The organism is Arthrobacter rhamnosi, assembly GCF_054510975.1.
Genome location: NZ_JBTNDN010000001.1, coordinates 36,158 through 59,142, shown reverse-complemented (window position 1 = coordinate 59,142; position 22,985 = coordinate 36,158). Strand labels below are relative to the sequence as shown.

19 protein-coding genes and 2 pseudogenes are annotated in these 22,985 nt (G+C 71.4%); 10 read left to right on the top strand and 11 right to left on the bottom strand.

Annotated features, from left to right (window positions below; translation table 11 throughout):
* Window positions 1–131 precede the first annotated feature (131 nt).
* The 5 genes from ACX80J_RS00230 to folP all read right to left on the bottom strand — a co-directional run bounded on the left by ACX80J_RS00230 (window position 132) and on the right by folP (window position 4,430).
* Window positions 132–950 carry a class I SAM-dependent methyltransferase gene (locus ACX80J_RS00230; RefSeq protein WP_459346423.1) on the bottom strand — a complete coding sequence of 273 codons (819 nt, stop codon included), beginning with the start codon at window positions 948–950 and terminating at the stop codon, window positions 132–134.
* A 19-nt stretch (window positions 951–969) separates the two neighbouring features.
* Entirely contained in the window at window positions 970–1,437 is a 468-nt protein-coding gene (locus ACX80J_RS00225; RefSeq protein WP_459343623.1) for a tRNA (cytidine(34)-2'-O)-methyltransferase, read from the bottom strand.
* Between the two features lie 25 nt (window positions 1,438–1,462).
* A complete protein-coding gene (locus ACX80J_RS00220; RefSeq protein WP_459346422.1) occupies window positions 1,463–2,422 on the bottom strand; it encodes a J domain-containing protein in 960 nt (319 codons plus the stop codon).
* A gap of 299 nt (window positions 2,423–2,721) precedes the next feature.
* Window positions 2,722–3,492, bottom strand: coding sequence for a pyrimidine reductase family protein (locus ACX80J_RS00215; RefSeq protein ID WP_459346421.1), 771 nt, complete (start codon window positions 3,490–3,492; stop codon window positions 2,722–2,724).
* Window positions 3,489–4,430 (bottom strand): dihydropteroate synthase, encoded by a 942-nt coding sequence (folP, locus tag ACX80J_RS00210; protein WP_459346420.1) that lies wholly within the window; start codon window positions 4,428–4,430, stop codon window positions 3,489–3,491. The genes ACX80J_RS00215 and folP overlap by 4 nt, the downstream gene beginning before the upstream one ends.
* Before the next feature lie 107 nt (window positions 4,431–4,537).
* Here folP and ACX80J_RS00205 point away from each other — a divergent pair, with 107 nt between their 5' ends.
* The 4 genes and pseudogenes from ACX80J_RS00205 to ACX80J_RS00190 all read left to right on the top strand — a co-directional run bounded on the left by ACX80J_RS00205 (window position 4,538) and on the right by ACX80J_RS00190 (window position 8,459).
* The gene (locus ACX80J_RS00205) at window positions 4,538–5,764 is read left to right on the top strand and encodes a cysteine desulfurase family protein (RefSeq protein WP_459346419.1); all 1,227 of its coding nucleotides are present in this window, start codon (window positions 4,538–4,540) and stop codon (window positions 5,762–5,764) included.
* Window positions 5,761–6,903, top strand: a complete 1,143-nt coding sequence (mnmA, locus tag ACX80J_RS00200; protein WP_459346418.1) for a tRNA 2-thiouridine(34) synthase MnmA — start codon at window positions 5,761–5,763, stop codon at window positions 6,901–6,903. Before ACX80J_RS00205 ends, mnmA begins: the two co-directional genes overlap by 4 nt.
* A gap of 43 nt (window positions 6,904–6,946) precedes the next feature.
* Window positions 6,947–7,309: pseudogene (locus ACX80J_RS00195) on the top strand (chorismate mutase); the annotation flags it as partial.
* A 103-nt stretch (window positions 7,310–7,412) separates the two neighbouring features.
* Window positions 7,413–8,459 (top strand): uroporphyrinogen decarboxylase/cobalamine-independent methonine synthase family protein, encoded by a 1,047-nt coding sequence (locus tag ACX80J_RS00190; protein ID WP_459346417.1) that lies wholly within the window; start codon window positions 7,413–7,415, stop codon window positions 8,457–8,459.
* A gap of 34 nt (window positions 8,460–8,493) precedes the next feature.
* On the opposite strand, the gene ACX80J_RS00185 is transcribed toward ACX80J_RS00190, so the two are convergent.
* From ACX80J_RS00185 to ACX80J_RS00160, 6 genes and pseudogenes are all read right to left on the bottom strand, one after another.
* On the bottom strand, window positions 8,494–9,162 hold the full coding sequence (locus ACX80J_RS00185) for a DUF4166 domain-containing protein (protein WP_459346416.1): 669 nt from the start codon (window positions 9,160–9,162) through the stop codon (window positions 8,494–8,496).
* 59 nt (window positions 9,163–9,221) lie between these two features.
* Window positions 9,222–10,514, bottom strand: coding sequence for a DUF58 domain-containing protein (locus ACX80J_RS00180; protein ID WP_459346415.1), 1,293 nt, complete (start codon window positions 10,512–10,514; stop codon window positions 9,222–9,224).
* Between the two features lie 49 nt (window positions 10,515–10,563).
* A pseudogene (locus tag ACX80J_RS00175) lies at window positions 10,564–11,639 on the bottom strand (AAA family ATPase).
* Window positions 11,636–12,934, bottom strand: a complete 1,299-nt coding sequence (locus ACX80J_RS00170; protein ID WP_459346414.1) for a DUF4350 domain-containing protein — start codon at window positions 12,932–12,934, stop codon at window positions 11,636–11,638. Before ACX80J_RS00170 ends, ACX80J_RS00175 begins: the two are co-directional and overlap by 4 nt.
* Window positions 12,931–13,590, bottom strand: coding sequence for a DUF4129 domain-containing protein (locus ACX80J_RS00165; protein WP_459346413.1), 660 nt, complete (start codon window positions 13,588–13,590; stop codon window positions 12,931–12,933). Before ACX80J_RS00165 ends, ACX80J_RS00170 begins: the two co-directional genes overlap by 4 nt.
* A gap of 49 nt (window positions 13,591–13,639) precedes the next feature.
* Window positions 13,640–15,097 (bottom strand): DUF7847 domain-containing protein, encoded by a 1,458-nt coding sequence (locus tag ACX80J_RS00160; protein WP_459346412.1) that lies wholly within the window; start codon window positions 15,095–15,097, stop codon window positions 13,640–13,642.
* A gap of 176 nt (window positions 15,098–15,273) precedes the next feature.
* Here ACX80J_RS00160 and mtrA point away from each other — a divergent pair, with 176 nt between their 5' ends.
* From mtrA to ACX80J_RS00130, 6 genes are all read left to right on the top strand, one after another.
* The gene (gene mtrA / locus ACX80J_RS00155) at window positions 15,274–15,951 is read left to right on the top strand and encodes an MtrAB system response regulator MtrA (RefSeq protein WP_087076444.1); all 678 of its coding nucleotides are present in this window, start codon (window positions 15,274–15,276) and stop codon (window positions 15,949–15,951) included.
* Window positions 15,920–17,905, top strand: coding sequence for an MtrAB system histidine kinase MtrB (gene mtrB, locus ACX80J_RS00150; RefSeq protein ID WP_459346411.1), 1,986 nt, complete (start codon window positions 15,920–15,922; stop codon window positions 17,903–17,905). Before mtrA ends, mtrB begins: the two co-directional genes overlap by 32 nt.
* Window positions 17,906–18,053: 148 nt before the next feature.
* Window positions 18,054–19,658 carry an LpqB family beta-propeller domain-containing protein gene (locus tag ACX80J_RS00145; RefSeq protein WP_459346410.1) on the top strand — a complete coding sequence of 535 codons (1,605 nt, stop codon included), beginning with the start codon at window positions 18,054–18,056 and terminating at the stop codon, window positions 19,656–19,658.
* 61 nt (window positions 19,659–19,719) lie between these two features.
* On the top strand, window positions 19,720–20,691 hold the full coding sequence (locus tag ACX80J_RS00140; protein WP_459346409.1) for a ComF family protein: 972 nt from the start codon (window positions 19,720–19,722) through the stop codon (window positions 20,689–20,691).
* A 218-nt stretch (window positions 20,692–20,909) separates the two neighbouring features.
* Entirely contained in the window at window positions 20,910–21,644 is a 735-nt protein-coding gene (gene hpf / locus ACX80J_RS00135) for a ribosome hibernation-promoting factor, HPF/YfiA family (protein WP_459343607.1), read from the top strand.
* Window positions 21,645–21,762: 118 nt separating this feature from the next.
* Window positions 21,763–22,974: a winged helix-turn-helix domain-containing protein gene (locus ACX80J_RS00130; RefSeq protein WP_459346408.1), complete on the top strand. Its 1,212-nt coding sequence runs from the start codon at window positions 21,763–21,765 to the stop codon at window positions 22,972–22,974.
* Window positions 22,975–22,985 lie beyond the last annotated feature (11 nt).

Here is a 22,985-nt window from a genome sequence, read left to right as displayed (position 1 = left end):
GAGTGTCCTGCCGCGGGATCCGCGCTCGTCCCTGCTGCACAATCACCATCCCACCACCCCTCCCGGGTTCCGCTCGTCCGCTGACATCTATCATTCGCAGCGGGACGGCCTCCGGATGGTTCGACGCGGGCCTAGCCCTCCGGCAGGTAGGAACCGACGGCGATGAGCGAGTCCGCGTTGAGGACGAAATCCCCACCGAGGCGCTCCACGAAGGCACGCCGGACCTCCTCGAGGGCCTCGGGTGCCTCCGGCAGCAATCCGCGGTAGCCGCTGCCGAGCGCCAGCGACCACGCGTACTCCGGCTCGAGGGGCGCGGCCAGCCCCAGCTTCTCGATGGTGATCTCCGTCAGGCCCCGGGCGCCGAGCCATTCCTCGAGACGGTCGACGGAGGCAAGCCTCCTGCAGTTGTCCACGAAGACCGGCGCAGGGGAGTCGGCGGGGACATGGCCGTGCGAGGTGGTCCGGATGGTGTCGAGGAGGATCTCGCCGAACGGCTCGAGGGCGCCGTCGTCCCACGCGCTCACCGCGATCCTTCCGCCGGGGCGCAGCAGGCGGACGATGCGGTCCATCCCCGCGTCCATGTCGTCCAGGAGGAAGATGCCATAGCAGCTGATGACGGCGTCGAAGGGCGCTTCCGGCTCCCAATGCGCCGGGTCCGCGCGGTGGAAGGACACGTTGTCCAGCCCGAGTGCCTCGGTCTTCGCTTCCGCGAGGTCGAGCATCGCCGACGAGCGGTCGACGGCGTCGACGTGCCCGTCCGGTCCCACGAGCTGCGCGGCGGGGACGGTTCCCGAGCCGGTCCCGGCGAAGACATCGAGAACGCGCTCGCCCACGAGGACGTCGGCAGCGGCGACGACGGCGTTGCTCACCGGGTTCCATACGGCAGGAGCAAGGCGGTCGTAGTCCTCCGCTCCACCGTCGGGCAGGGTTGCGGCATGGCGAGCGGGCATGGGGGCTCCTAGGAGTGGATCATCGCTGGGCGCCCGCGAAGCCCTGTTGGCGCCAGGCTTCGTAGAGGACGATGGATGCTGTGTTGGCGAGGTTGAGCGAGCGGCGCGAGGGGAGCATCGGAACGCGGACCCGCGACGTGATGTGGCTGTCGTGCTTGACGTCGTACGGAAGGCCGTCGGATTCGCGGCCGAAGAGCAGGACGTCGGTCGGCTGGTAGGCGATGTCCGTGTACGAGACGTCCCCGTCCGAGGTATAGGCGAAGACCCGCTCGGGCTGCAGGGCGGTCCATGCCTCGTCGAGGCTTGCATGGACGTGCAGCACCGTGAGGTCGTGGTAGTCGAGCCCGGCCCGCTTCAGCTTGGAGTCCTCGAGGCTGAACCCCAGTGGCTCCACGAGGTGGAGTTCCGCACCCGCCACGGCAGCGAGGCGGATGGCTGCGCCGGTGTTGCCCGGTATTTCTGGAGTATGGAAGAGGATGCGGAACACCGCTCCATCCTAGCTTCCGGCCGGCCTAGCTCTCCGCGGACGCCAGCAGGCGCGCGAGCACCGGGAGCTGCACCACGTTCGGTGCGGGACCGGAGGACAGGAAGGACCGGATGGTGCGCACGGCGGTGCCTGCGTTCACGACCTGCACCACGGCGGTCGAGGACCGGTCGAATCCCGGTGGGACGTCGATCACCGGCGCGAAGGGATTGTCGGGCGCCCCATGGATCACCACCCACCCGGCGACGTTGCATTCGGGAAACAGGTCCTGCACCGCGCGGACGGTCCGGGGTAGCTGCAGGTCGACGGAGCGGCCCTGATGGCGCAACGACCGGCCGTCCCAGGCGAAATTCCCCGGTGCCGCCGTGAACGAGTCGATCACGGCCATTCTGTATCCGGCGAGCAGGACATGCCCGGCCGCCGTCCTTTCGCGGTCATCGAACTCGACGCCGTTGACCAGGCGGGCCGCGGGGTAGGTGGGCAGCAGCGCCCGGTCGAGCAGGGCCGCAGTGCGCAGCTCACCATCGATGCGCGCACGGACACCCGACGACCTGCGCGCGAACAAGCCGGGCTGCCGTGGGGATCCGTGGACCTGGCGTCCGGCGAGGATCAGGGGAACGGCCGGCGGAGCCGACGGCGAGAACGGCGGCAGGTAGTCCGGTGGGGACTTCGCGGCGTCCTCGTCCTCGACCCGCGTCCCGGCCGAAGGACGAGGGCCCGACGGCATACGGCTGTTTCCTGCCGCCGAGGCAGTGCCTGCCGATACGGGACGGGCGCGTCCGGTGTCGGCATCGTAGCGCTCCCGTCGCTGGGGATCGCTCAGTGTCTCGTAGGCGACGGCGACGTCGTGGAACTGCTCGGCACTGCCGCCGAGGTCGGGGTGCGCGGCGCGCGCTGCCCGGCGGTAGGCATCCTTGATGACCTTGATGTCGGCTTCCGGAGGCACGCCGAGGACGTCGTAGTACGACTTCCGTGGTGCCTCTGCCATCGATCCGGCCTTTCCTGGGGGTCGTCCTGGAGTTCCGACCGCGACCGCTCACTGTGGTGCTGCAGCGTCCCGATACCACCTGAGACTAAGGGCGCCGGACTGTCCGCACCAAAGCCAGGGCCTCGGTGAGCCCCTCAACGCGCACGCGGAATCCTCGAATGACGTACAGGTGATCGCGGGACCTCAGGTACAACGCCGCACGCACGCAAAGAGTTCACCCTGGGGTCGAGGGCCAGGGCGGCGGGAGTTCGCGCAGGCAAGCCCGGAGCTCGGGGGCAGGAGGAACCCGGGGCGCGGGATCAGGCTGCTCGACGGTACAGCGTCGCGCGTCGGTACAGCGTGTAGAGGGCGCTGTCCTCCGTCAGCAGGGAGGACAGCGTCAGCGCGACGGGAACCGCCGGGCTCGCGCCGACGGAGATCCGGGGACCGTCTCCGCCGGCGAGCAGGGGACTGATCGAGAGGCACAGTTCGTCGACGGCGTCCGCACGGGTGAAGCCCCCCAGGACGGACGGGCCTCCTTCACAGAGGACCTTCGTGAGTCCTCGCCGCCCGAGTTCGGCGAGGATCGCGGGAACCTGCACCGTGTCCGGTCCGCACGGAACGATGTCGGCGACAGCCGCGAGCGCCGCCCGCTTCTCCGCCGGCGCGTCCCTGCTGGTGAGGATGATCGGACGCACCGGAGCGCTGCGGAAGAAGCCCGCGCCCGGATCGAGGTCGAGGCTGCCGGAGATGACTGCGATCGCCGGGTGCGGCGCGAGTCCGCTCGCGGAGCGCCAGGCACGTGCGGCGTCATCGACGAGGTCGCCCTCGTAGCCCTCCGCGCGGACGGTCCCGGCTCCCACCAGGACCACGTCCGCGAGCCGTCGCAGGACGGTGAAGATCCGCTGGTCGCCGTCGTTCCCCAGCCCGGCGGAGAGGCCTCCGCTCGTCGCAGCGCCGTCGGCTGCCGCGATGAAGTTGAAGCGGACGTACGGCCGGCCGGTGGGGGGATCGGCGGGATAGGCGTAGATCCGATGGAGCGCGTCGTCGTCGAGGGGGTCCGACGAGGTCGGGACCAGGGCGGTGATCACGGTTCGGCCGGCGCGTTGACGTCGCCCATGTTGTGGCGGAGGTAAGCCGGTTGCCGCCAGCCGAGGACTGCCTCGGTGAGATCGATGGCCGCCCGTGACGCCGGGACGTTGTGCATCCGGACCACGCGGGCTCCGCCGAGTATGCAGATCACTGCCGCCGCGAGGGATCCCTCCACGCGTTCACGCTTGGGCCGGTCCAGGGTCTCACCGATGAAATCCTTGTTCGACACCGCTGCCACGGTGGGGAAGCCCAGTCCGGCGATCTCGGCGAACCGGCGGGTGATCTCCAGTGAGTGCAGCGTGTTCTTGTTGAGGTCGTGTCCCGGATCCAGCAGGATCCGGTCTTCCGGGATCCCCAGCCGGATCGCGTCGTCCACCTTGCGGAGGAGGAACTCCACGATCTCGCGGACCACGTCGTCGTAGGAGGGCCTCGGATACACCGTGCGCGGTTCCGCCAGGCTGTGGGTGATGATCAGGTGCGCGCCGGCGTCGGCCACCACGGCCGCCATGTCCGGATCCCGCAGCCCGGTGGTGTCGTTGACCACGTTGGCCCCTGCCGCGAGCGCCTGCCGGGCCACGTCGGGCCGGAAGGTGTCGGCGGAGATGATGACGTCCGACGCCGCCCGCACGGCGCTGATGACGGGGACGATCCGCTCGGCCTCCTCGGCTGCCGGGATCGGGTCGCCGGGCGAGAAGGGCGCTCCGCCGATGTCCACCCAGTCGGCGCCGTCGTCGACCGCCTTCAGGGACGCGTCCACGGCTGCCTGGAGTGCGAAGGTCGCCCCGCCGTCGTAGAAGGAGTCCGGAGTCCGGTTGATCACCGCCATGAGTGCGACTCGACGGTCGAAATCGATGGTGCGGGAACCGAACGCGTGCACTCCGTGCCGGAACACGGGAACGGAGGCGATGGGGGAAGGAGCCGTTGCTTGACTGTCCACCCTGCAGTTCTACCACCGCTCCGCCACCACGGGCCGGACGCGGCGCCCTGCCCGTGACGGGCGCCACGGGAATCGGCGGGACGGCGTGGCGCCCGTAGAATCGATACGTGCCCGTGTATGTCGATCACGCGGCGACCACGCCGATCTCGGCGCCGGCGCTCGCCGCACTCACCCGCGAACTCAGCCGGAGCGGAAATCCCTCCTCCCTCCACGGCTCGGGCCGCCGCGCCCGGCGTTCGGTGGAGGAAGCCCGGGAGACGATCGCCGCGGCCGCGGGCGCTCACGCCTCGGAGGTCATCTTCACCTCCGGCGGCACCGAAGCGGACAACCTCGCCATCAAGGGCCTCTACTGGGCGCGGCGTGCAGCGGATCCTGCCCGCACCAGGGTTCTCTGCAGCTCGGTGGAGCACCATGCCGTCCAGGACACCGTCGAGTGGCTGGAGCGGCACGAGGGTGCGGAGGTGGTGTGGCTGCCCGTGGACCCGACCGGCGTGGTCTCCCTCGACGCGCTGCGGGACGCGCTGGCCGAGGCGCCCGAGCGCACCGCGCTCGTGACCGTCATGTGGGCCAACAACGAGGTTGGGACCGTCCAGCCGATCCACGCCGTCGTGGCCGAGGCCTCCCGGTACGGCGTCCCCGTGCACAGCGACGCAGTGCAGGCCTTCGGCTCCGTCCCGTTGTCCTTCGCGGAGTCCGGGCTCGCCACCATGGCCGTCAGCGCGCACAAGATCGGCGGACCCGTGGGGGTCGGCGCCCTCCTCGTGGGCCGCGCCGTCACCCTCACACCGGTCCAGCACGGCGGGGGGCAGGAGCGGGACATCCGGTCGGGAACGCTCGACGGCGCCGGCATCGCCGCGTTCGCCGCTGCGGCCGAGGACGCCACCACCCACCTGCGCGAGGAGGGTCCCCGCCTGGCCGCGCTGAGGGACCGCCTGATCGACGGCATCCGGCGGGAGGTCCCGGACGCAGTGCTCCGCGGTGTCGGGCATCCTGCCCCGGAGGGGGCACGGCTTCCCGGCAACGTCCACTTCACCTTCCCCGGGTGCGAGGGGGATTCGCTCCTGTTCCTGCTCGACCTCGCGGGGATCGAGTCCTCCACGGGCTCCGCCTGCACGGCGGGCGTCCCGCGGCCCTCCCACGTCCTGCTGGCCATGGGACTGACGGAGGACGAGGCGCGTGGCGCCCAGCGGTTCAGCCTCGGGCATACATCCACGGTCGCCGACGTTGACGCCGTGGTGGCCGCCATCGGAGGCGCGTATGCCCGGGCCCGGAAGGCGGGCATGGCAGGACACGCATCAACCATTCGAACTGCAGGAACGGGTTTTTCATCATGAGGGTACTGGCAGCGATGAGCGGCGGCGTCGACTCCGCGGTGGCGGCGGCGCGTGCAGTGGAGGCGGGGCACGACGTCGTCGGCGTCCACCTCGCGCTCTCCCGGATGCCGGGGACGCTCCGCACGGGCAGCCGCGGCTGCTGCACCATCGAGGACTCGCGGGACGCCTGGCGCGCTTGCGACATCCTCGGCATCCCGTACTACGTCTGGGACTTCTCCGAGCGCTTCAAGGAGGACGTCGTCGATGACTTCATCGCGGAGTACGCCGCGGGGCGCACGCCCAATCCCTGCATGCGGTGCAACGAGCGCATCAAGTTCGCGGCCCTGCTCGAGAAGGCGCTCGCCCTGGGCTTCGATGCCGTGTGCACCGGGCATTACGCGAAGGTCATCGAGGATGTGGACGGGAACCCCGAGCTGCACCGCGCGGCCGACTGGGCCAAGGACCAGTCCTATGTGCTCGGCGTCCTGACCCACGAGCAGCTCCGGCACTCCATGTTCCCGCTCGCCGAGACGCCGTCGAAGGCGGAGGTCCGGGCCGAGGCCGAGCGCCGTGGACTGTCCGTCGCGAACAAGCCCGACAGCCACGACATCTGCTTCATCCCCGACGGGGACACGCGCGGCTGGCTCGAGGAGCGCATCGACCTCACGGAGGGCGACATCGTGGACGTCGACGGGCAGAGGATCGGCAGCCACCCCGGCGCCAACGCCTTCACCGTCGGCCAGCGGCGTGGACTCAAGCTGGGCACACCTGCCGCGGACGGGAAGCCGCGCTTCGTGCTCGAGATCCGCCCCAAGCAGAACGAGGTCGTCGTGGGGCCCGAGCACCTGCTCGCCATCGACGAGATGCGGGGCATCAAGGTGTCCTGGGCCGGGCTGCCCATCGACGAGGTGCACACGGGCAGGGAGTTCGACTGCATGGCGCAGGTCCGGGCGCACGGCGATCCCGTGGCCGCACGTGCCGGCGTCGAGGTGGCCGAGGACGGGACGCAGCAGCTCCTGGTGCGCCTGGTCGAGCCGATGCGCGGCGTCGCGCCCGGCCAGACTGTGGTGCTGTATCAGGGGACGCGCGTGCTGGGGCAGGCGACCATCGACTCGGCACGCTCCGTCCTCCGCCCGGAACTGGCGACGGTGCAGGGCTAGTCGCAGTTTCCGGACGCCCGCCGGGTTCTGCTTGACTGGAGTCATGACGCACCCACGCAGTGGCTTCGACCCGGCAGCCAGTTCCCTCACCGGAGGTGTGGCCCCCGAGGTGATGGCCGAGCTCCTGTCGGTGAGGAGCTCGATCGACAACATCGACGCCACCCTCGTCTACCTCCTGGCGGAACGCTTCAAGGCGACGCAGCGGGTGGGACACCTGAAGGCCGAGCACGACCTGCCCGCAGGCGACCCGCAGCGCGAAGCCGCCCAGATCGCACGTCTCCGCATGCTGGCCGAGGAGGCGCAGCTCGATCCGGCCTTCGCGGAGAAATTCCTCAACTTCATCATCTCCGAGGTGATCCGCCACCACCAGGCGATCTCCGAGAACCGCAAGCCCGCAGCAGACCCGACCCAGGCTCCTGCGGCCTCCTCCTCGGCGGCCGGACCTTCCCGTGCGGACGTCTCCGGTGCCGGCGAGCGCGGTGCCGACCAGCGCAGTGCCGGGGAGACCGGTGCCTGACGTCGCCACCACGGACGACGACCGCCGCGCCGTCGGCGCCACAGCTGCCGGCGACTGGCCGGGAAGCGACCCGCTGGAGGCGAACCGCGCCGTGCGCGGCGAGTTCGGGGGAGCGGCGAACCTCCCCTTCCTCCCGTCGCTGCCCGGGCGTGGACCGGGGAGCGACGCCGTCGGCCGGACCCTCGGCGTCCTCGTCGAGCTACCCTTCGATCTGCAGCCGCACGGGTGGCGCCTCGTCCAGCGGCCGGGCAGGGACCAGCGGCGAGCCGAGTCCGCGCTGTCCTCCGACATCAACGCGCTCGGGGACATCGCCGGCGCTGAGGAGAGTCCCGCGCTCCGCCTGAAACTGCACCTCCACGGACCTCTGTCGCTCGCTGCCGGTGTCCACCTGCACAGCGGTGAACGCGTCCTGATCGACTCCGGCGCCCGGCGCGAGCTCTACGAGTCGCTCGCGGCAGGGGCAGCGGACCTGGTGCGCCGGGTGGCTTCCGTGGCCAGGGGAGCCCAGCTGCTGCTGCAGCTCGACGAGCCCGACGCCGACGCCGTCCTGGCGGGGCGGGTTCCCACCGCGAGCGGCTACCGTACCCTCCGCGCGGTCGACCGGCGTGAGGCGACCGAAGCCTGGGACCTGGTGACGGCGTCGGCCGTGGCGGCCGGAGCCGCCGGCACCGTCCTGGTCGCGGGAAACGGCGACACCGCCCTCGATGCGGCGCGGTCCAGTGCGGCCTCCGCGCTGTCCCTGCCCCTGCACGGCATCTCCGACCGGCGCTGGGAAGCGCTCGCGGAGGACGTCGAGTCCGGCAGGCAGCTGGAGCTCGCGATCCTGCAGCCCGAGGCGAACCTTCCGCAGGTTCGTGCCCTCGTGGAGTCGGTGCTGGCCGCGTGGCGACGGGTCGGGCTGCCCGTGTCGGCGCTCGCCGCGGTGAGGCTGACAACGCTTCCCGGACTGGCCGCACTGTCACCGTCCGACGCCGTGCGGGCCCTCACCCGCCTGGCACAGGTCGCGGACGCCCTGGATCAGGTCCGCGCCGAAGGCTGATCCGGCGAGCGGGCCGGCCTGCGGATCCGTCCGGTCAGACGCGTCGCTCCCAACGCCGCGGGGTCGCCTCGGCGGGAAGGACGCCGTCGAACTCCTCGAGGACGTAGCCGAAGCGTCCGGCATAGACGAGCAGCGTCCCGAGCTGGCGGTGCACCACCCGGGTGCTGATCCGGAACTCCCCGGCGGCCCCGTCCCACCACTGCTCCACGTACGCGAGCGCGCCGAGCGCGTCGGGCAGGGGCAGCCGCAGGCCCGCGAAGACGCGCGTCCGCGAGGAGACCATGCGGATGTGCCCGTCGTCCGTGGCGGAGCACGTCAGGAGTGTCGCCATCCGCCGGTGCCTGCCGACGTAGTCCGTGAGGACGCCGTCCTGAAGGGAGGTGGTGTCCTCGAAGACCCGCCGCGCGGTGCCGAAGTCGAGCTCGCGCCGGGCCGTGAGGGCCGGGCGCCCGAACGGGTCGACGTGGGGGTAGTTGCTGATGGTGAACGGTACGTTGCTGTTGTACTCGGGGAAGAAGGCGTTCTCGAGGGCCGTGAGCCGGAACGCCGGCCGCGCGAACCAGGCGGGGCAGCCGGCGACGTCGAAGGTCCCGCGGCCGTGACCGGAGAGGCCGCTCTCCGCGGAGAGCCCGAAGTACTCGCGCAGTTCGGGCTGCAGGCGGCCGAAGTCGCTGCCCATCGCATCCTGGTAGATCGAGGCCATCGGGTCGCCTTCCGTCGCTCGGACCACCAGTCAACCACGCGGCGGGCCCCCGCAGGTCGTCACAGGCGCCCGGCGGCCTTGAGGTGGATGTAGGTATCGGCGAGCTGCGGCGGGAGGTCCGCGGGCACGGCGTCCACGACCTCGGCGCCGAGAAGGCCGATCTGGTGGGCCACGGCGGCGCGGTCCAGCAGGGCACGTTCCGCGGCCGCGGCGCGGAAGGTCGCCGCCGCCGTCGAGCGGTCGGCGCTCATCTCCTCCAGCCTCGGGTCCCGTACGGACGCGACCACGACGACGTGGCGTCGGGTGAGTCCCGGCAGCGCCGGCAGCAGGCCCTCCTCCACGGCGCCCGAGTCCAGCGACGTCAGCAGGACCACGAGGGACCGGTGGGCGGACGCCGCGCGCACCTGGGCCGGCACGCGGGACCAGTCCGCCTCGATGAGTTCGGGTTCGAGGGGTGCCATGGCGTTCACGAGGGAACCCAGGAGGTTCCCCTTGGCGGTCGAGTCGACCCGTGCACGGAGCCTGCGGTCGAAGGCCAGGAAGTGCACCTTGTCGCCGCCGCGCTCGGCGAGGACGGAGAGCAGGAGGGCGGCTTCGATGCCCGTGTCCAGCCGCGGCTCGTCGAGGATCCGCGCCGCGGAGGTACGCGATGTGTCGAGGACGACGACCACGCGCCGGTCGCGTTCCGGGCGCCACGTCCGCACCACCGTGTCGCGCCGTCGCGCGGTGGCACGCCAGTCGATGGAGCGCACGTCGTCCCCGCGGACGTAGTCCCGCAGGGAATCGAATTCGGTGCCCGCACCGCGGATCTGGACCGCGGACTGGCCGTCGAGTTCGCGCAGTCGACGGAGTTTGGACGGGAGATGCCGCTTCGAGTGGAACGGCGGGAGCACCCGGAGCACGCCCGGTGCCGGGACGGTGACCTGGCGGGCCGCGACGCCGAGCGGGCCGGTGCTCCGCAGGGCGACGGTCTCCACCCGGAGGATGCCGCGCCGCGCGGGGAGCAGGGTGACCGACATGCGCCGTGCCTCGCCCGGAGGCACGGATACGGACTGCTCGGGGTCCGCCGCTCCCGCCGATGGCTGCCACGCCTCGCGCACCGTCGCCCGCAGTCGGCGCGAGGTGTCGTTGCGCAGGACCAGGATGCTGCGGCACTGCTCACCCAGTCGGACGCTGTCGGGCAGCGTGCGCACGAGTCCGATGCGGCGCGGCGAGGCGGCGAGGGCCAGGTCGAGTCCGGTCAGGGCGGCGAGGATGCCGGCCCACAGCAGGATCGACGTCGCGCCGGGGTTCAGGACCACGGGGAGGACGCCGAGCAGCGCCAGGAGGACGAGGCGGCCGGTGATGACCAAGGGGATTCCTCTCCGATCGGGCAGGGCTGGCGGAGCGCGGGGCGGGGCCCTAGCGCGGGACGGGGACGGTGCCGAGGATGCCGCGGAGGACGTCGTCGACCTCGACGCCGTCCATCTGGGCCTCGGGCCTGAGCGCGACGCGGTGCCGGAGCGCGGGAAGGGTGAGTGCCTTCACGTCGTCGGGCGTCACGAAGGACCGGCCGGAGAGCCACGCCCACGCACGCGCGGTGTTGAGCAGAGCGGTGGCACCACGCGGGGAGACGCCGAGCTGGAACGACGGCGACGACCTCGTCGCGCGGACGAGGTCCACGATGTAGGCGAGCACCTCGGGAGCGATGGCCACCCGGGCCACTGCCGCGCGGGCGCGTTCGACGTCCCCGGCTCCTGCGACGGGCCGGACGCCGGCCGCCTCGAGGTTGCGGGGGTCGAAGCCGACGCTGTGCCGGCGGATCACCTCGATCTCGTCGTCGCGTGCGGGAAGCGGGACGGTGAGCTTGAGGAGGAAGCGGTCCAGTTGCGCCTCGGGCAGGGGATAGGTCCCCTCGTACTCCACCGGGTTCTGGGTCGCCGCGACGAGGAACGGCGCCGGCAGCCGGCGCGAGACGCCGTCGACCGATACCTGGCGCTCCTCCATGGCCTCCAGGAGGGATGCCTGCGTCTTGGGCGGAGTGCGGTTGATCTCGTCCGCCAGCAGGATGTTCGTGAAGACCGGTCCCTCCCGGAACGCGAACTCCGAGGTGCTGGAGTCGTAGATGAGCGAGCCCGTGATGTCGCCGGGCATGAGGTCCGGTGTGAACTGGACACGCTTGGTGTCGAGGTCCAGGGCAGTGGCGAGGGTCCTCACGAGCAGCGTCTTGGCGACGCCCGGGACACCCTCCAGCAGGACGTGTCCGTCCGCCAGGAGCCCGATCAGCAGTCCCGTGACGGCCGGGTCCTGACCGACTTGCCGACCTCCGCCCGCACCCGCAGGAGCGCTGCCCGGGCGGACTCGCCGTCGGACGCTGCCCGCGGGGACGTCTCCGGTACCCGTTTCTCGACGCGGGTCGCCTGGTGTGCTCCGCCTGTCGGGGCTCCCGATGCCGCCTGCGGCGTCCCGTTCTGCCGGCCTTCGGATGGGTTCATCATGGAATCTCCTTCTCGAGGTCGAGGATCTCCTGTGCCCACAGCACAAGCTCGCGATTCGTGGTCGGTGTGTAGTGGAGCAGCCGCTGTTCCAGTTCGGTCCGGGGCCGTCCGCCGTGGCGGGCGGCCGCCTCGAGGACCTCTCCCGGGGACGCCGAGCGGTCCACCCGCAGGCGTCGGGCCATGCGGGTGAGCGTCGCCGCGCGCAGGGTCGCCGCGGCATGCGCCACGGAGCGGGAGTCCTGGTAGAGGCGCGCACGGCCCTCCGCGGTCTCGGCGGCGCGGACGACGACGGGCAGCGGCTCGGTCGCCAGCGGGCCCAGCCGGCGCCCGCGCCAGACCATGGCGAGTACCGAGCAGGCGAGGAGCCACACGAGCAGGTAGTCGAGCCAGTCCGGCAGGAGGGTGAAGGGGTCGACGCCCTCGCCGCTGGAGGTCACGTCCGCTCCCGTCGGCTCGAACCACACGAGCGTCGGGGAGGAACCCAGCGCCCGCAGGGCGAGCGCGGCGTTTCCCTCGTCAGTGATGGATCCGTTGGAGAGGATGGCCGGTGCGCCCAGGACGGCCACCGAGCCGTCGGTGCCCGTGACGTACAGGCCGCCCGTCTCGCCGTCGATCGTCGTCGGGAAGCATTCGGTGCCGCCCGAGTAGGCCACGCCCGTCGCGGAGACGGTACCGGCGGCCGAGGCAGCGGCGTCGGGGCAGTCGGCGGCCAGGGCGGGCGAGTCGTCGCCGAAGTCGAAGGGCAGCGGACCGACCAGCGTGAAGTCGTCATCGAGAGCGGTCAGCTGGCGGTCCCCGGGGGCAGCGAGGACTGTGCGCTCCGCCGCTGCGGCGAGGTCCGCCACCTGCCCGGCGCTGAGATATCCGAGCGCGTCGTTGAGGAACAGCGTCGCCGGGCCGGTCCCGATTAATTCCAATGCGTCGTCGTACGAATCCGGCCGGACCACGTCGACGCCCTGCGCCGCGAGGACCTCCACCACGGCCCGCGCGCCCTCCGGCGCGGGATTGCCGGGGGACAGCGGGCGGTCGTCCTTCTCCGACCCGGGCAGGAGGTTGATCAGGAGGATCACCGCGAGGACGACGGCGCCGACCAGGAGGGGGAGGGCGCGCCGCAGCCGCGAGCGGGCGGTGGCCAGGGCACTCCCGCCGTCACCCATCACCTCGCGGCCGGTCGCCTCGCCACCGGTCACGGTGCGGGGCACGGTGCGCGGCGGCGCTGACGCGCCTCCCGCGACCGGAGGCAGCTCGGCCGACGGCTCCCCGTGCACCGCCCGGGGTGTCGCTCCGGAGGTCACTGCGGGGCCACCAGCGGAGTCGTGCCGCCGGCGCGCAGGGGCCGCTCGGAGGATAGCCGCGTGTCGAGGCCGGCGGCACGCCGGTAGTCCTCGTCCGTGGCCGTGCCGCTTCCGTACCGGGTCTCGTTGAACAGGTCGGCGAGCCAGGCGACGTCGGAGGACAGGGACGGGAACACGCCGCCGAGGTGGAGGCCCGCTTCCGTCGCCGTCCTGCCCGGCTGCTCCTCGATGACGAGGCGTTCCTCCGCCGAGCGGATGATCGCGCGCAGCAGCTCCGCGACGGCGGCGTTCCAGTCCCCGTTCCGGGCGAGCCCTGCCGCCCTGTTCCTGTGGTGGGCGCCGGAGCGCTTCCCAGTGTCGTCGAAGACGCCGGCCTCCGATGTCCTGCCGCGTGCGTTGAGGCGCGGCTTGATGAGCACGACGGCCAGGAGAATGAGGAGCGCGGCACCGATCGCGACGACGAGCGTCCCCGGCCCTGCCCCGAGGCCGCCGAGGCCGTCGAGGAGCCGCACGATGCTCCGGAGGATGTCACCGAGCATGCGTTCGACGAGATTGGGCTGCGCCTCGACGTAGGCGGCCTTCGCCAGTTCCTCCTCGAGGAGTCGGCGGGCTTCGTCGGAGTCCGGTACGAGGAACGGGAGCGTCCCGGTGGTCACGGGCAGCCCGTGCCGGGGCTTCCGGGCGCTGCCGCAGCGCACCAGGGCATCACGCAGGACCGCCGGGCCGGTGGCCGAAGGACGTGGTGCCGCCCGGGAGCACGTCCGTCCGTCCTGCCCCCGCCTGCTCGTGCTCGCGGAGCAGCACGATGTCGAACCCTTCCCGCCGCATGCGGAGGTCGACGTACAGCAGTGACGTAACGGCCGACTGGAAGGCGTACCCGATGGCCGTGAAGAGGGCGGTGATGCCCTGGGTCGCGGCCACGAGCGGCAGCGACGACATCGCGTCGGGGGTGGACGACGCCGCGGAACTGAAGCCGACGAGGAGGGACACGGCGAAGCTGAGCGGCATGGAGATGACGGACGCGATGATCGAGACGATGATGCTCGTGAGCAGCACGATCCCGAAGGTCCGCCACCAGTTCCCGCGGGTCAGCTGCCACGACCGCTTGACGGACGTCCAGGGGCCGGTGCCCTCGAGCATGAGGGCCGCCGGGGCGACGACGAGTTTCGTGCTGGCCCAGACCAGCACCACGCCCACGCCGAGCACGAGCGGCACGATGACCAGTGCGGAGTATTCCTCGAGGCCCGCGACGGCCAGTACAGCGATCCCGCCGAGGAGGAGGAAACCCACGAGCCCGACGGCGAAGGACAGGAGGCCGAACCCGAGGAGTGGGAGGAGGCGGCCGCGGGCGAGGCGCCAGGCCTGTCCGAAGGACGTCCGCTGGTTGATCACGGCCCGGGCGACCGGGATCACGAGGATGCCCTGGAGGATCAGCAGGGCCACCCCCGACACGACCCCCGCGACCGCGGCGGCGACACCGAAGCCGGCAAAGGCGCCGATGAGGTCCTCCGACGTCGGGTTCTGCGCCTCGAACACCTCGAGGGACGAGAGGATGTTGCCGAACAGGAGGACGGTGGCCAGGGCGACGACGGCCTGGAGCAGCAAGGCGCTGCCGAAGGTGGCCACCGGGTTCCTGCGGCAGGCCTGGAAGGCACCGTCGAGGATCTCGCCGAGGCCGAGCGGCCGCAACGGGATGACGCCGGGCTTCGGGGGCGCCTGGTACCCGGATGCCCGGTAGCCGGATCCTGGGAAGCCGGACGCCGGGTAGCCGGATGCCGGGTACGTCGGGGGAGGGTAGGCCGAGCCACCGGAGGGACCGGGCTGCTGCGTCCCCGGAGCGGAGTAGCCGCCCCATCCCTGGTTCGGCGCCGGGGTGCCGTACGGAGTGCCGCCGGTCGAGGGACCCTGGGGCGGCCAGGTCGACGACGCAGGCCGGCCGGGCGCGTCGGGTGTCGGACCGCCGGGTGCCGGATTCCCCGGCGTATCCGGCGTTCGGTCATTCGGCCGGCCACCGGGTTGGTCGCCGGGCGCCTGCCACGGCGCCTGCCACGGCGACGCCGGCCGGTGTGCTTCCGGCTGGTTCTCCGCTGGAACCGGAACTCCGCCGTCGCCCGGCCCGCGGTGCCCGCCCTCAGGTTCCCCGTCGTTCGGTCGATCACTCACCTGGCGCCCCCTCGGTCGTTACTCCCGCGAGGCATACAGCAGGCATCCCCCTCCAGCATCATAGTGACGGAAGCCACCATTCGGACCAGCCGAGCCCGGCGGGGTGTCGTGCCGCTCCGGACTTCCGCCGGTGGGGCTGGTAGGACTTTGTGCGCCCGATGGGACAGTATGGGGGTATGAAGGCTCGCATACTAGTCATCGATGACGACGAAGCCCTGTCCGAAATGATCGGCATCGTCCTGCGCAACGACGGATTCGACCCTGTGTTCTGCGCCGATGGTGCAGCCGCGCTCGGTGTCTTCCGCTCCACCCACCCGGATCTCGTGCTGCTGGACCTGATGCTGCCGGGGATGGACGGTATCGAGGTGTGCCGCCAGATCCGCAGCGAATCCGATCTCCCCATCGTGATGCTGACCGCGAAGTCGGATACGTCCGACGTCGTGCGCGGACTCGAATCGGGGGCCGACGACTACGTGCCCAAGCCCTTCAAGCCGGCCGAACTCGTGGCCCGTGTGCGGGCGAGACTCCGGCCTGCCGAATCGAAGGCTCCCGAGACCCTGCGGATCGGCGAGGTGAGCATCGACGTCGCCGGCCACGAGGTCACGCGGGCCGGGGAGCGTGTGTCGCTGACCCCGCTAGAATTCGACCTGCTGGTGGCCCTCGCCCGGAAGCCCTGGCAGGTGTTCACACGCGAGCTCCTCCTCGAGCAGGTGTGGGGGTACCGCCACGCCGCCGACACCCGGCTCGTCAACGTCCACGTGCAGCGGCTGCGTTCGAAGATCGAGCGCGATCCCGAGGCACCCGAGATCGTCCTGACGGTGCGTGGTGTCGGATACAAGGCCGGACAGGGCTGATCCGGAGGGCGCGGCCGGCCGCGCTCCCCAGGGTGTCCCGCTGCCTTCCCTGACGGAGGCCGATCGCGGATCCGGACCGTCGGGCCCGGCGTCGGGAGCCGGTACGGCGGCCTCGGCCGTGCCGACGATGGTGGCTGCCGTCCCGGACGCGGACCGTCCGGACGACGCGTCGACGGCATCGCATCCCGGGGCGACTCCGGTCGCACCGGCCGGTATCGATCTGGCCCGGGCCCAGGCGCTGCTGCGGTCGGTGGCGAGCCACTGGCGCAGATCGCTCCAGTTCCGCACCGTCGTCGCGACGATGCTCCTCACCTCCGTCTCCTTCGTGGCGGTCGGCGGCTTCCTGTCCAACCAGATCGCCAGCGCGCTCTACGACGAGCGCTTCGACCAGTTCAGTGCAGAGGCCACCTCGGCGCTGACCTCCACGAAGGCGGTCTTCCGGGACTCCTCGGCCACGGACCGCGATACGACGAGCCGGCTGGTGCTCGATTCGGTCAATGCCCTGGTGGGCAACGAGACGGACGCGCCGCGCCAGTCGATCCTGGTCCCGATCTCGGGGGGCGAGGGACTCTTCATCCCGACGACGGTGAGCCAGGACGGTGCGACCGCAGGCATGCTTCCGCCCGACCTCCAGGCGGCGGTCGGCAGCGGCCAGGACGTGTACTGGGCGCCCATGACCATCCCGGTCACGCAGGACGGCGAGCAGGACGCGCCGGGTATCGCCTTCGGGACGCAGGTCCAGCTGCCACCCGAGCGCAGCCCCTACGCCCTGTACGTCTACTACGACCTGTCCTCGATGCAGTCCACGCTCGACTACATCCACGGCGTCCTGTGGCTGGCGGGCCTCGTGCTGCTGCTCGTCATCGGCGCCATCACCTGGTACGTGACCCGCAGCGTGGTCCAGCCGGTCAGTCACGCGGCCTCCGTATCGGAGAAGCTGGCCTCGGGCCAGTTGCAGGAACGCATGGAGGTCAGCGGGGAGGACGAGGTGGCCCGCCTCGGGGCCTCGTTCAACCACATGGCGGGCAGCCTGCAGGACCAGATCACCCAGCTGGCGCAGCTGTCGCAGATGCAGCAGCGCTTCGTGTCGGACGTCTCGCACGAACTCCGGACCCCGCTGACCACGGTGCGGATGGCGGCGGAAGTGCTGTTCGACGCGCGCGACGAGTTCAATCCGGTGAACAAGCGATCGGCGGAGATCCTGTTCGATCAGGTGGAGCGGTTCCAGGCCCTCCTCGCGGACCTGCTCGAGATCTCCAGGTTCGATGCCGGTGCCGCCGTGCTGGAGGCGGAATCGGTGGACATCGTCCAGCTCGTCGAGCACGCCGTCGAGGGGGCGCACCCGCTCGCCGAACGGCTCGGGTCGGAGCTCCGGATCGTGTCGGACGAGACGAGCTGCATCGCGGACGCCGACGCGCGCCGCATCGACCGCATCCTCCGGAACCTGATCGTGAATGCCCTCGAGCACGGGGAGGCGAGGCCGGTGGAGATCCACATAGCGTGCAACCCGGAAGCCGTCGCCGTCGCCGTGCGCGACTACGGGATCGGGATGACCCCGCTCGAGGCGTCACGCGTCTTCGACAGGTTCTGGCGGGCCGACCCCGCGCGGGCGCGCACCACGGGAGGCAGTGGGCTGGGTCTGTCCATCGCGACGGAGGACGCCCGGCTCCACAGTGCCTGGCTCGAGGCATGGGGCATGCCCGGCGAGGGAGCCTGCTTCCGGCTCACGCTGCCGCGTCGCCAGGGCATCGCCCTGGCGTCGTCGCCCCTGGCGCTGCCACCGGTTTCGGGCTCGCAGCGGACCGGGGTCGGGCAGCACCCGCCGAAGGACGAACGGGCGGACGAACGAGCTGACGGACGAACGGATGCACGGACGGATGCACGGGCGGATGGACGGACAAACGAGCGGACGGACGCCGGCAGCGGAGCGAGGGAGAGCAGTGCGACGCAGTAGCAGCATGCCGTATGGTCTGCCGGTCGGTCGATCCGGTGGTCCCGGCCCCGCACGCCGGGTGGCGGCGTCTGTCCTTGCCGCCCTGGTCACTGTCTGTCTGCTGGTGCTCGGAGGCTGTTCGGCTATTCCCACGAAGGGACCGGTGGGCGTGATCGCGGCCACCGAGGCAGAAGCCGACGCCGTCGCCCCCGCCTTCGATCCCGGCGGCCCGGCGCCCGGCGCCACGCCCGAGCGGATCCTCCGCGACTTCATCACGGCCGGCACCGGTGCAGGCGACGGCTACAGCGTGGCACGCCAGTTCCTCACGCCGGAACTGGCGCAGTCCTGGGAGCCCGAGGAACGGATCGTCCTGTTCCGGTCCGATCCACGCGTGGAGAAGCGCGAGGCCGAGGGTGTGTACCAGATCCAGCTGGAGACGACGGGGACGATCGACGCCAGGGGAGTGCGGACCAACAGCCCCGTCCCGGCGACGGAGACCCTCGGCGTACGGATGACCCAGGTCAACGGCGAGTGGCGGATCGGAGAGATTCCGGACGGCATCATGCTCGCCCAAAGCAGTGCCCGGGACCTCCTGCTCTCCCACAGCCTCTATTTCTACAGCAGCAACTACCGGTACTGGGTCCCCGATGCCCGCTGGTTCGTCCGGAGGACAGGGGTGACGGCGAGGATCGTCGGTGCGATGCTGGCCGGTCCGGCACCGTACCTGCAGGGCTCGGTGACCAGCGCCTTCCCCGAAGGGGTGACCCTCGCCCGGGATTCCGTGCCGATCACCTCGGGCACGGCGTCGGTCGAGCTCTCCTCGGAGGTCCTGGAGAACGCCACCAGCCTCGGCCTGCAGCAGATGGACCAGCAACTCCAGGTCAACCTGCTCGGCCTCAACGACGTCACGTCCGTGGAGATGACCAGCGGCCAGCCGATCGAGCTCGGCGCCCCTTCCCCCGACCTCGTCGTTCCCGAGCTGGCTCCCGACGTCGGGGGCGAGCAGGTCGCGATCGCCGGGAACGAGCTCGTGCGGGTGCGCAACGGCGCCGTCGTGCCGATCGAGGGGCTGCCCTCGGTGGCCGGGTCCCAGCCGCGTGACCCGGCCACCTCGGTCTCCGGCAGCGCCTACGCGTTCGTGAACGCCGCCAGGACATCCCTCTTCGTCACGGCCCCGGGCAGTTCCGCCCGGGCGGTCGCCAAGGGCAGCGCCCTCACCCAGCCCTCCTTCGATCCGGACAACTGGGTGTGGACCACCCGGGCGGTCGGAGAACGCAGCGAGGTCCTTGCGATCCCACCGGGCGGAACCGAAGCGAATGCCTCGATCCTAGCGGCGGGATGGCTCGGGGACAGGAAGGTCAAGGAGCTGCGGATCTCGCGTGACGGCTCGCGCGCTCTGATGGTGACGGACCGCGACGGCGCCGGTGAGGTGCTGGTGGCGGGCATCACCCGCTCCACCGAAGGAGTGCCACAGTCGCTCACCACCCCCCTGTCGTTGCCGACCGACGGGACCATCGACACGGCCAAGTGGGCGGGCCAGAGCGCGATCGTGGCGTCCTCCACGGGTGCGAACGAGGAGGCCACTCCGGTCATCCTGCAGCTGAACGGCGAGAAGGAGACGATGGCGGCGCTCGACGGCGTTCTCGGCATCAGCGCAGGGTCCGACGCCGAGGACACGTTCTACGCGCAGGCGGGCGGCACGCTGTACCGGCGCATCGGCAACAGCTGGGTGGACGAGCAGCTTGCCGTCGTCGATCCGGCCTTCCCGGGGTAGTGCCGTCCACATAGCGGCTGTCGGACCACGGCCCGCCCCTCAGGCGTGATGGCCTTGGCCCATGCGGTCCACCGGTTTCGCGTCGCTCCTCGACCGCGTCGTCTTCGGACGGGCCTACCAGCGGACAGCGGGTGCCCTTGCCGACTTCGGCGCCCTCGTCCTGCCGTCGTCGTGCGTGCTCTGCGGCCAGTGGGACACCTCGCTCTGCCCGGCATGCCTCGGGCTTTTCCGCAGCGCCACGGCGCGGCCCTTCTCCGCCGAGACCGGGGCCGAGTCCCTTCCCGACGTTGAGCGGGTTCCGGCACGGGCCGGCGCGGAGACCACGGGCGGCAGACCGGACCGGCACGGGCCGTCCTACGGCCCGCTGCCCGTCCTCGCAGCGGGGCGGTACGGCCGGGCCGTGTCGGCGGTGCTGCTGGCCTACAAGAACCACGGCCACGTGGACCTGGCCGCTCCCGTCGCCGCTGCCATGGCCGGCGCCCTCCACCAGGGAGTCTCGGGAGCCCCGGGAGCCCCGGGAGCCCCGGGAGTCCCGGCAGGGCGGCGTGCCTCCGGGCCGGTCCTGATCGTGCCCGTTCCGGCCCGGGCGTCATCCCGGCAGCGGCGCGGGTACGACCCGCTGATGCTCCTCCTGTCCCGGCTGGACAGAGGCGGCCACCTGCCGGCGGGCACCGTCCTCGCGCCGGTCGTCCGGCAGCGTTCGGCGCTGGTCCGGCTTCCTGCCGCCCTGCTCCATGGCGGAGTGCCGGCGCTCGCGGCCCGCGCAGGGGGCGGCGGGCAGAAAGGACTCGGGCGTCGCCGCCGGCGCGCGAACGTCCTCGGTTCGATGGCCCCGGCCAGGCGCACCCGGACCCCCCTCGCCGGACGGGAGTGCATCATCGTCGACGACGTCCTCACCACGGGAGCCACCATCGGCGAGGTGCATCGCGTGCTCGTGCAGGAGGGAGCCCAGGTGCTCGGAGCCGTGGTGATCGCCGCGACGTCGTCACCCGCCGGACGCTCCACGGGCGCGGTTCCCGGCCCGACGTCCTGACCCGGCTGCGCTCTCCGGACCCGCCTCGCGCCGCCCCTAGTGCCTCACCCGGCGTCCGGCAAGCTACCGGAAGATTCGGAGCTCCGAAGGATGAATAAAGGACAGTCGTGATCTAACGTGAAGTACGGGTACGACACAGCGATGACACGTACCCGTCGGCGGCGGCTCTATTGAACGCCTCGGCCGCCGTCGTGTCAGCTAGCGATGTGGAGGGCACCATGGAGTTTGTGATCAATGGTCGAAACCTGGCGGTATCGGACCGTTTCCGTGAGTACGCGACGGAGAAGATCGACAAGATAGAGCAGCTCGGCGACAAGGTACAGCGCATCGATGCGAAGATCACCAAGGAAACCAGCGCACGCATGGCGGATACCTCGCTCACGGTCGAACTGACGGTGCTCTGCAGGGGTCCGGTGGTTCGGGCAGAAGCCACGGCGGCCGACAAGTTCGCCGCGTTCGACCTCGCCTACGGCAAACTCCTCGAGCGTCTCCGGCGGGCCCGTGACCGGCGGAAGGTCCACCACGGCCGGCACACCCCGGTGGCCGTCGGCGCCGCGACAGCCGGTCTGGAGCCGGCAGACCCGGCGCAGCCCCTCTATCTCGAGACCCCGGCCATCGAACCGACGTCGCACGAGCCGGATACCCAGCCCGAGGACCTCGACGCCTATTCCTCCCCCGATGACGTCCCTGCCGGGGACTCGCCGGTCCTGATCCGCCGCAAGGTCTTCTCGGGCACCCCGATGACCCTGGACGATGCCGTCGACAACATGGAGCTCGTCGGGCACGATTTCTACCTCTTCATCGATTCCGCCACCGGCGCCCCCTCGGTGGTCTACCGGAGGCAGGCCTGGACCTACGGCGTGATCACGCTGGACGCGAAGTGCGCGGAAGGAACCGAGGAGCCCCATGAGGAACTCCTGGCCTACCGCGCCAAGGAAGCCGCTTCCGCCTGATGCCCTGCGCGCCGGCAACCCCGGTCGCGCATCAGGAATCTGCACTTCGACAACCTACCGACCGAATACATGGAACTGCCTCCACGCCCCGCGCGGAGGCAGTTCCATGCCGGAGCCCATGCCGAACCTCACGACCGCCCAGGCCCGACGCATCCTCCTTGCCGCCCAGGGGCTGCACCGCCCGCGCGTCGAGGCGCCGTCGTCGCGCCGGGCCCTCGCCATCGCAGTCCGACGGCTGCAGGTCCTCCAGATCGATTCGGTGAACGTCCTCGCCCGGTCGCACTACCTGCCCCTGTTCTCCCGCCTCGGGTCCTACGACCCCGCACACCTCGACGCGCTGTACTCCCGGGCTCCCCGACGGCTGGTGGAGTACTGGGCCCATGAGGCGAGCCTCGTCCCGCCCGAGTTGTTCCCGCACCTGCGGGTCTGGCAGCGCCGGACCTGGATGGGAGCGGCCAGCGTGCCGGCCGCCCTGCGGCAGGACCTCGAGTCGTCCATCCTCGATCTCCTCGATCGCGGCGCGCCGCTCACCGCATCGAGCATCCAGCGACTGCTCGGTGCCGATACCGGGCGGCCCGCCGAAGGCTGGGGGTGGCGGTGGACGGCGGCCAAACGGGTGCTGGAAGACCTCTTCGCCAAAGGGACGGTGGGGTCGGCGGGCCGGACGGCCCAGTTCGAGCGGCTCTACGCACCCATCGCCGACGTACTTCCGGATCCGGGCCTCGCCGTCGAGGAGCCCGACAGGACGCAGGCACTGACCGTGCTGGCCGAGCGGGCCGCAGGAGCCCTGGGCGTCGCCCCCGCCCGCTCGGTGGCGGACTACTTCCGCACCCCGGTGCGCGAGACACGCGCCGTCCTCGACGGCCTCGTGGCTGCGGGTTCCCTGCACGCCGCCTCCGTGGACGGCGGATCCGAGCCGTGGTACCTCCACCCGGCGGCGATCCTGCCGCGCCAGGCACGGGGGAGGGCCCTTCTGAGTCCCTTCGACTCCCTCGTCTTCGAACGCGACCGGCTGCACCGGCTCTTCGGCTTCCACTACCGCATCGAGATCTACACCCCCGCCGAGCGGCGCATCCACGGCTACTACGTCCTGCCCTTCCTCCTCCGCGATCGCATCGCCGCCCGGGTGGACCTCAAGGCCGACCGGGCGGCGGGCCGCCTGATGGTGCGTGCCAGCCACGCCGAGCCGGGCGCTCCCTCCGACACGTCCGCGGAACTCGCCGAGGAACTGTGCCTTCTCGCCCGGTGGCTGGGGCTCGACGCCGTCGTCGTCGAGGACCGCGGGAACCTCGCGTCCTCGCTCTCCACGCAGGTCGGCAGGTTACTCTGAGCGGACACGCG

What these genes read in the sequence shown, in the direction of transcription:
- mnmA (WP_459346418.1), top strand. Translation starts at nt 5,761, where the DNA reads ATGAGGGTACTGGCAGCGATGAGCGGCGGCGTCGACTCCGCGGTGGCG.
- ACX80J_RS00220 (WP_459346422.1), bottom strand. Translation starts at nt 2,422, where the DNA reads ATGGCAGAGGCACCACGGAAGTCGTACTACGACGTCCTCGGCGTGCCT.
- ACX80J_RS00230 (WP_459346423.1), bottom strand. Translation starts at nt 950, where the DNA reads ATGCCCGCTCGCCATGCCGCAACCCTGCCCGACGGTGGAGCGGAGGAC.
- ACX80J_RS00140 (WP_459346409.1), top strand. Translation starts at nt 19,720, where the DNA reads ATGCGGTCCACCGGTTTCGCGTCGCTCCTCGACCGCGTCGTCTTCGGA.
- mtrA (WP_087076444.1), top strand. Translation starts at nt 15,274, where the DNA reads ATGAAGGCTCGCATACTAGTCATCGATGACGACGAAGCCCTGTCCGAA.
- ACX80J_RS00130 (WP_459346408.1), top strand. Translation starts at nt 21,763, where the DNA reads ATGCCGAACCTCACGACCGCCCAGGCCCGACGCATCCTCCTTGCCGCC.
- hpf (WP_459343607.1), top strand. Translation starts at nt 20,910, where the DNA reads ATGGAGTTTGTGATCAATGGTCGAAACCTGGCGGTATCGGACCGTTTC.
- ACX80J_RS00185 (WP_459346416.1), bottom strand. Translation starts at nt 9,162, where the DNA reads ATGGCCTCGATCTACCAGGATGCGATGGGCAGCGACTTCGGCCGCCTG.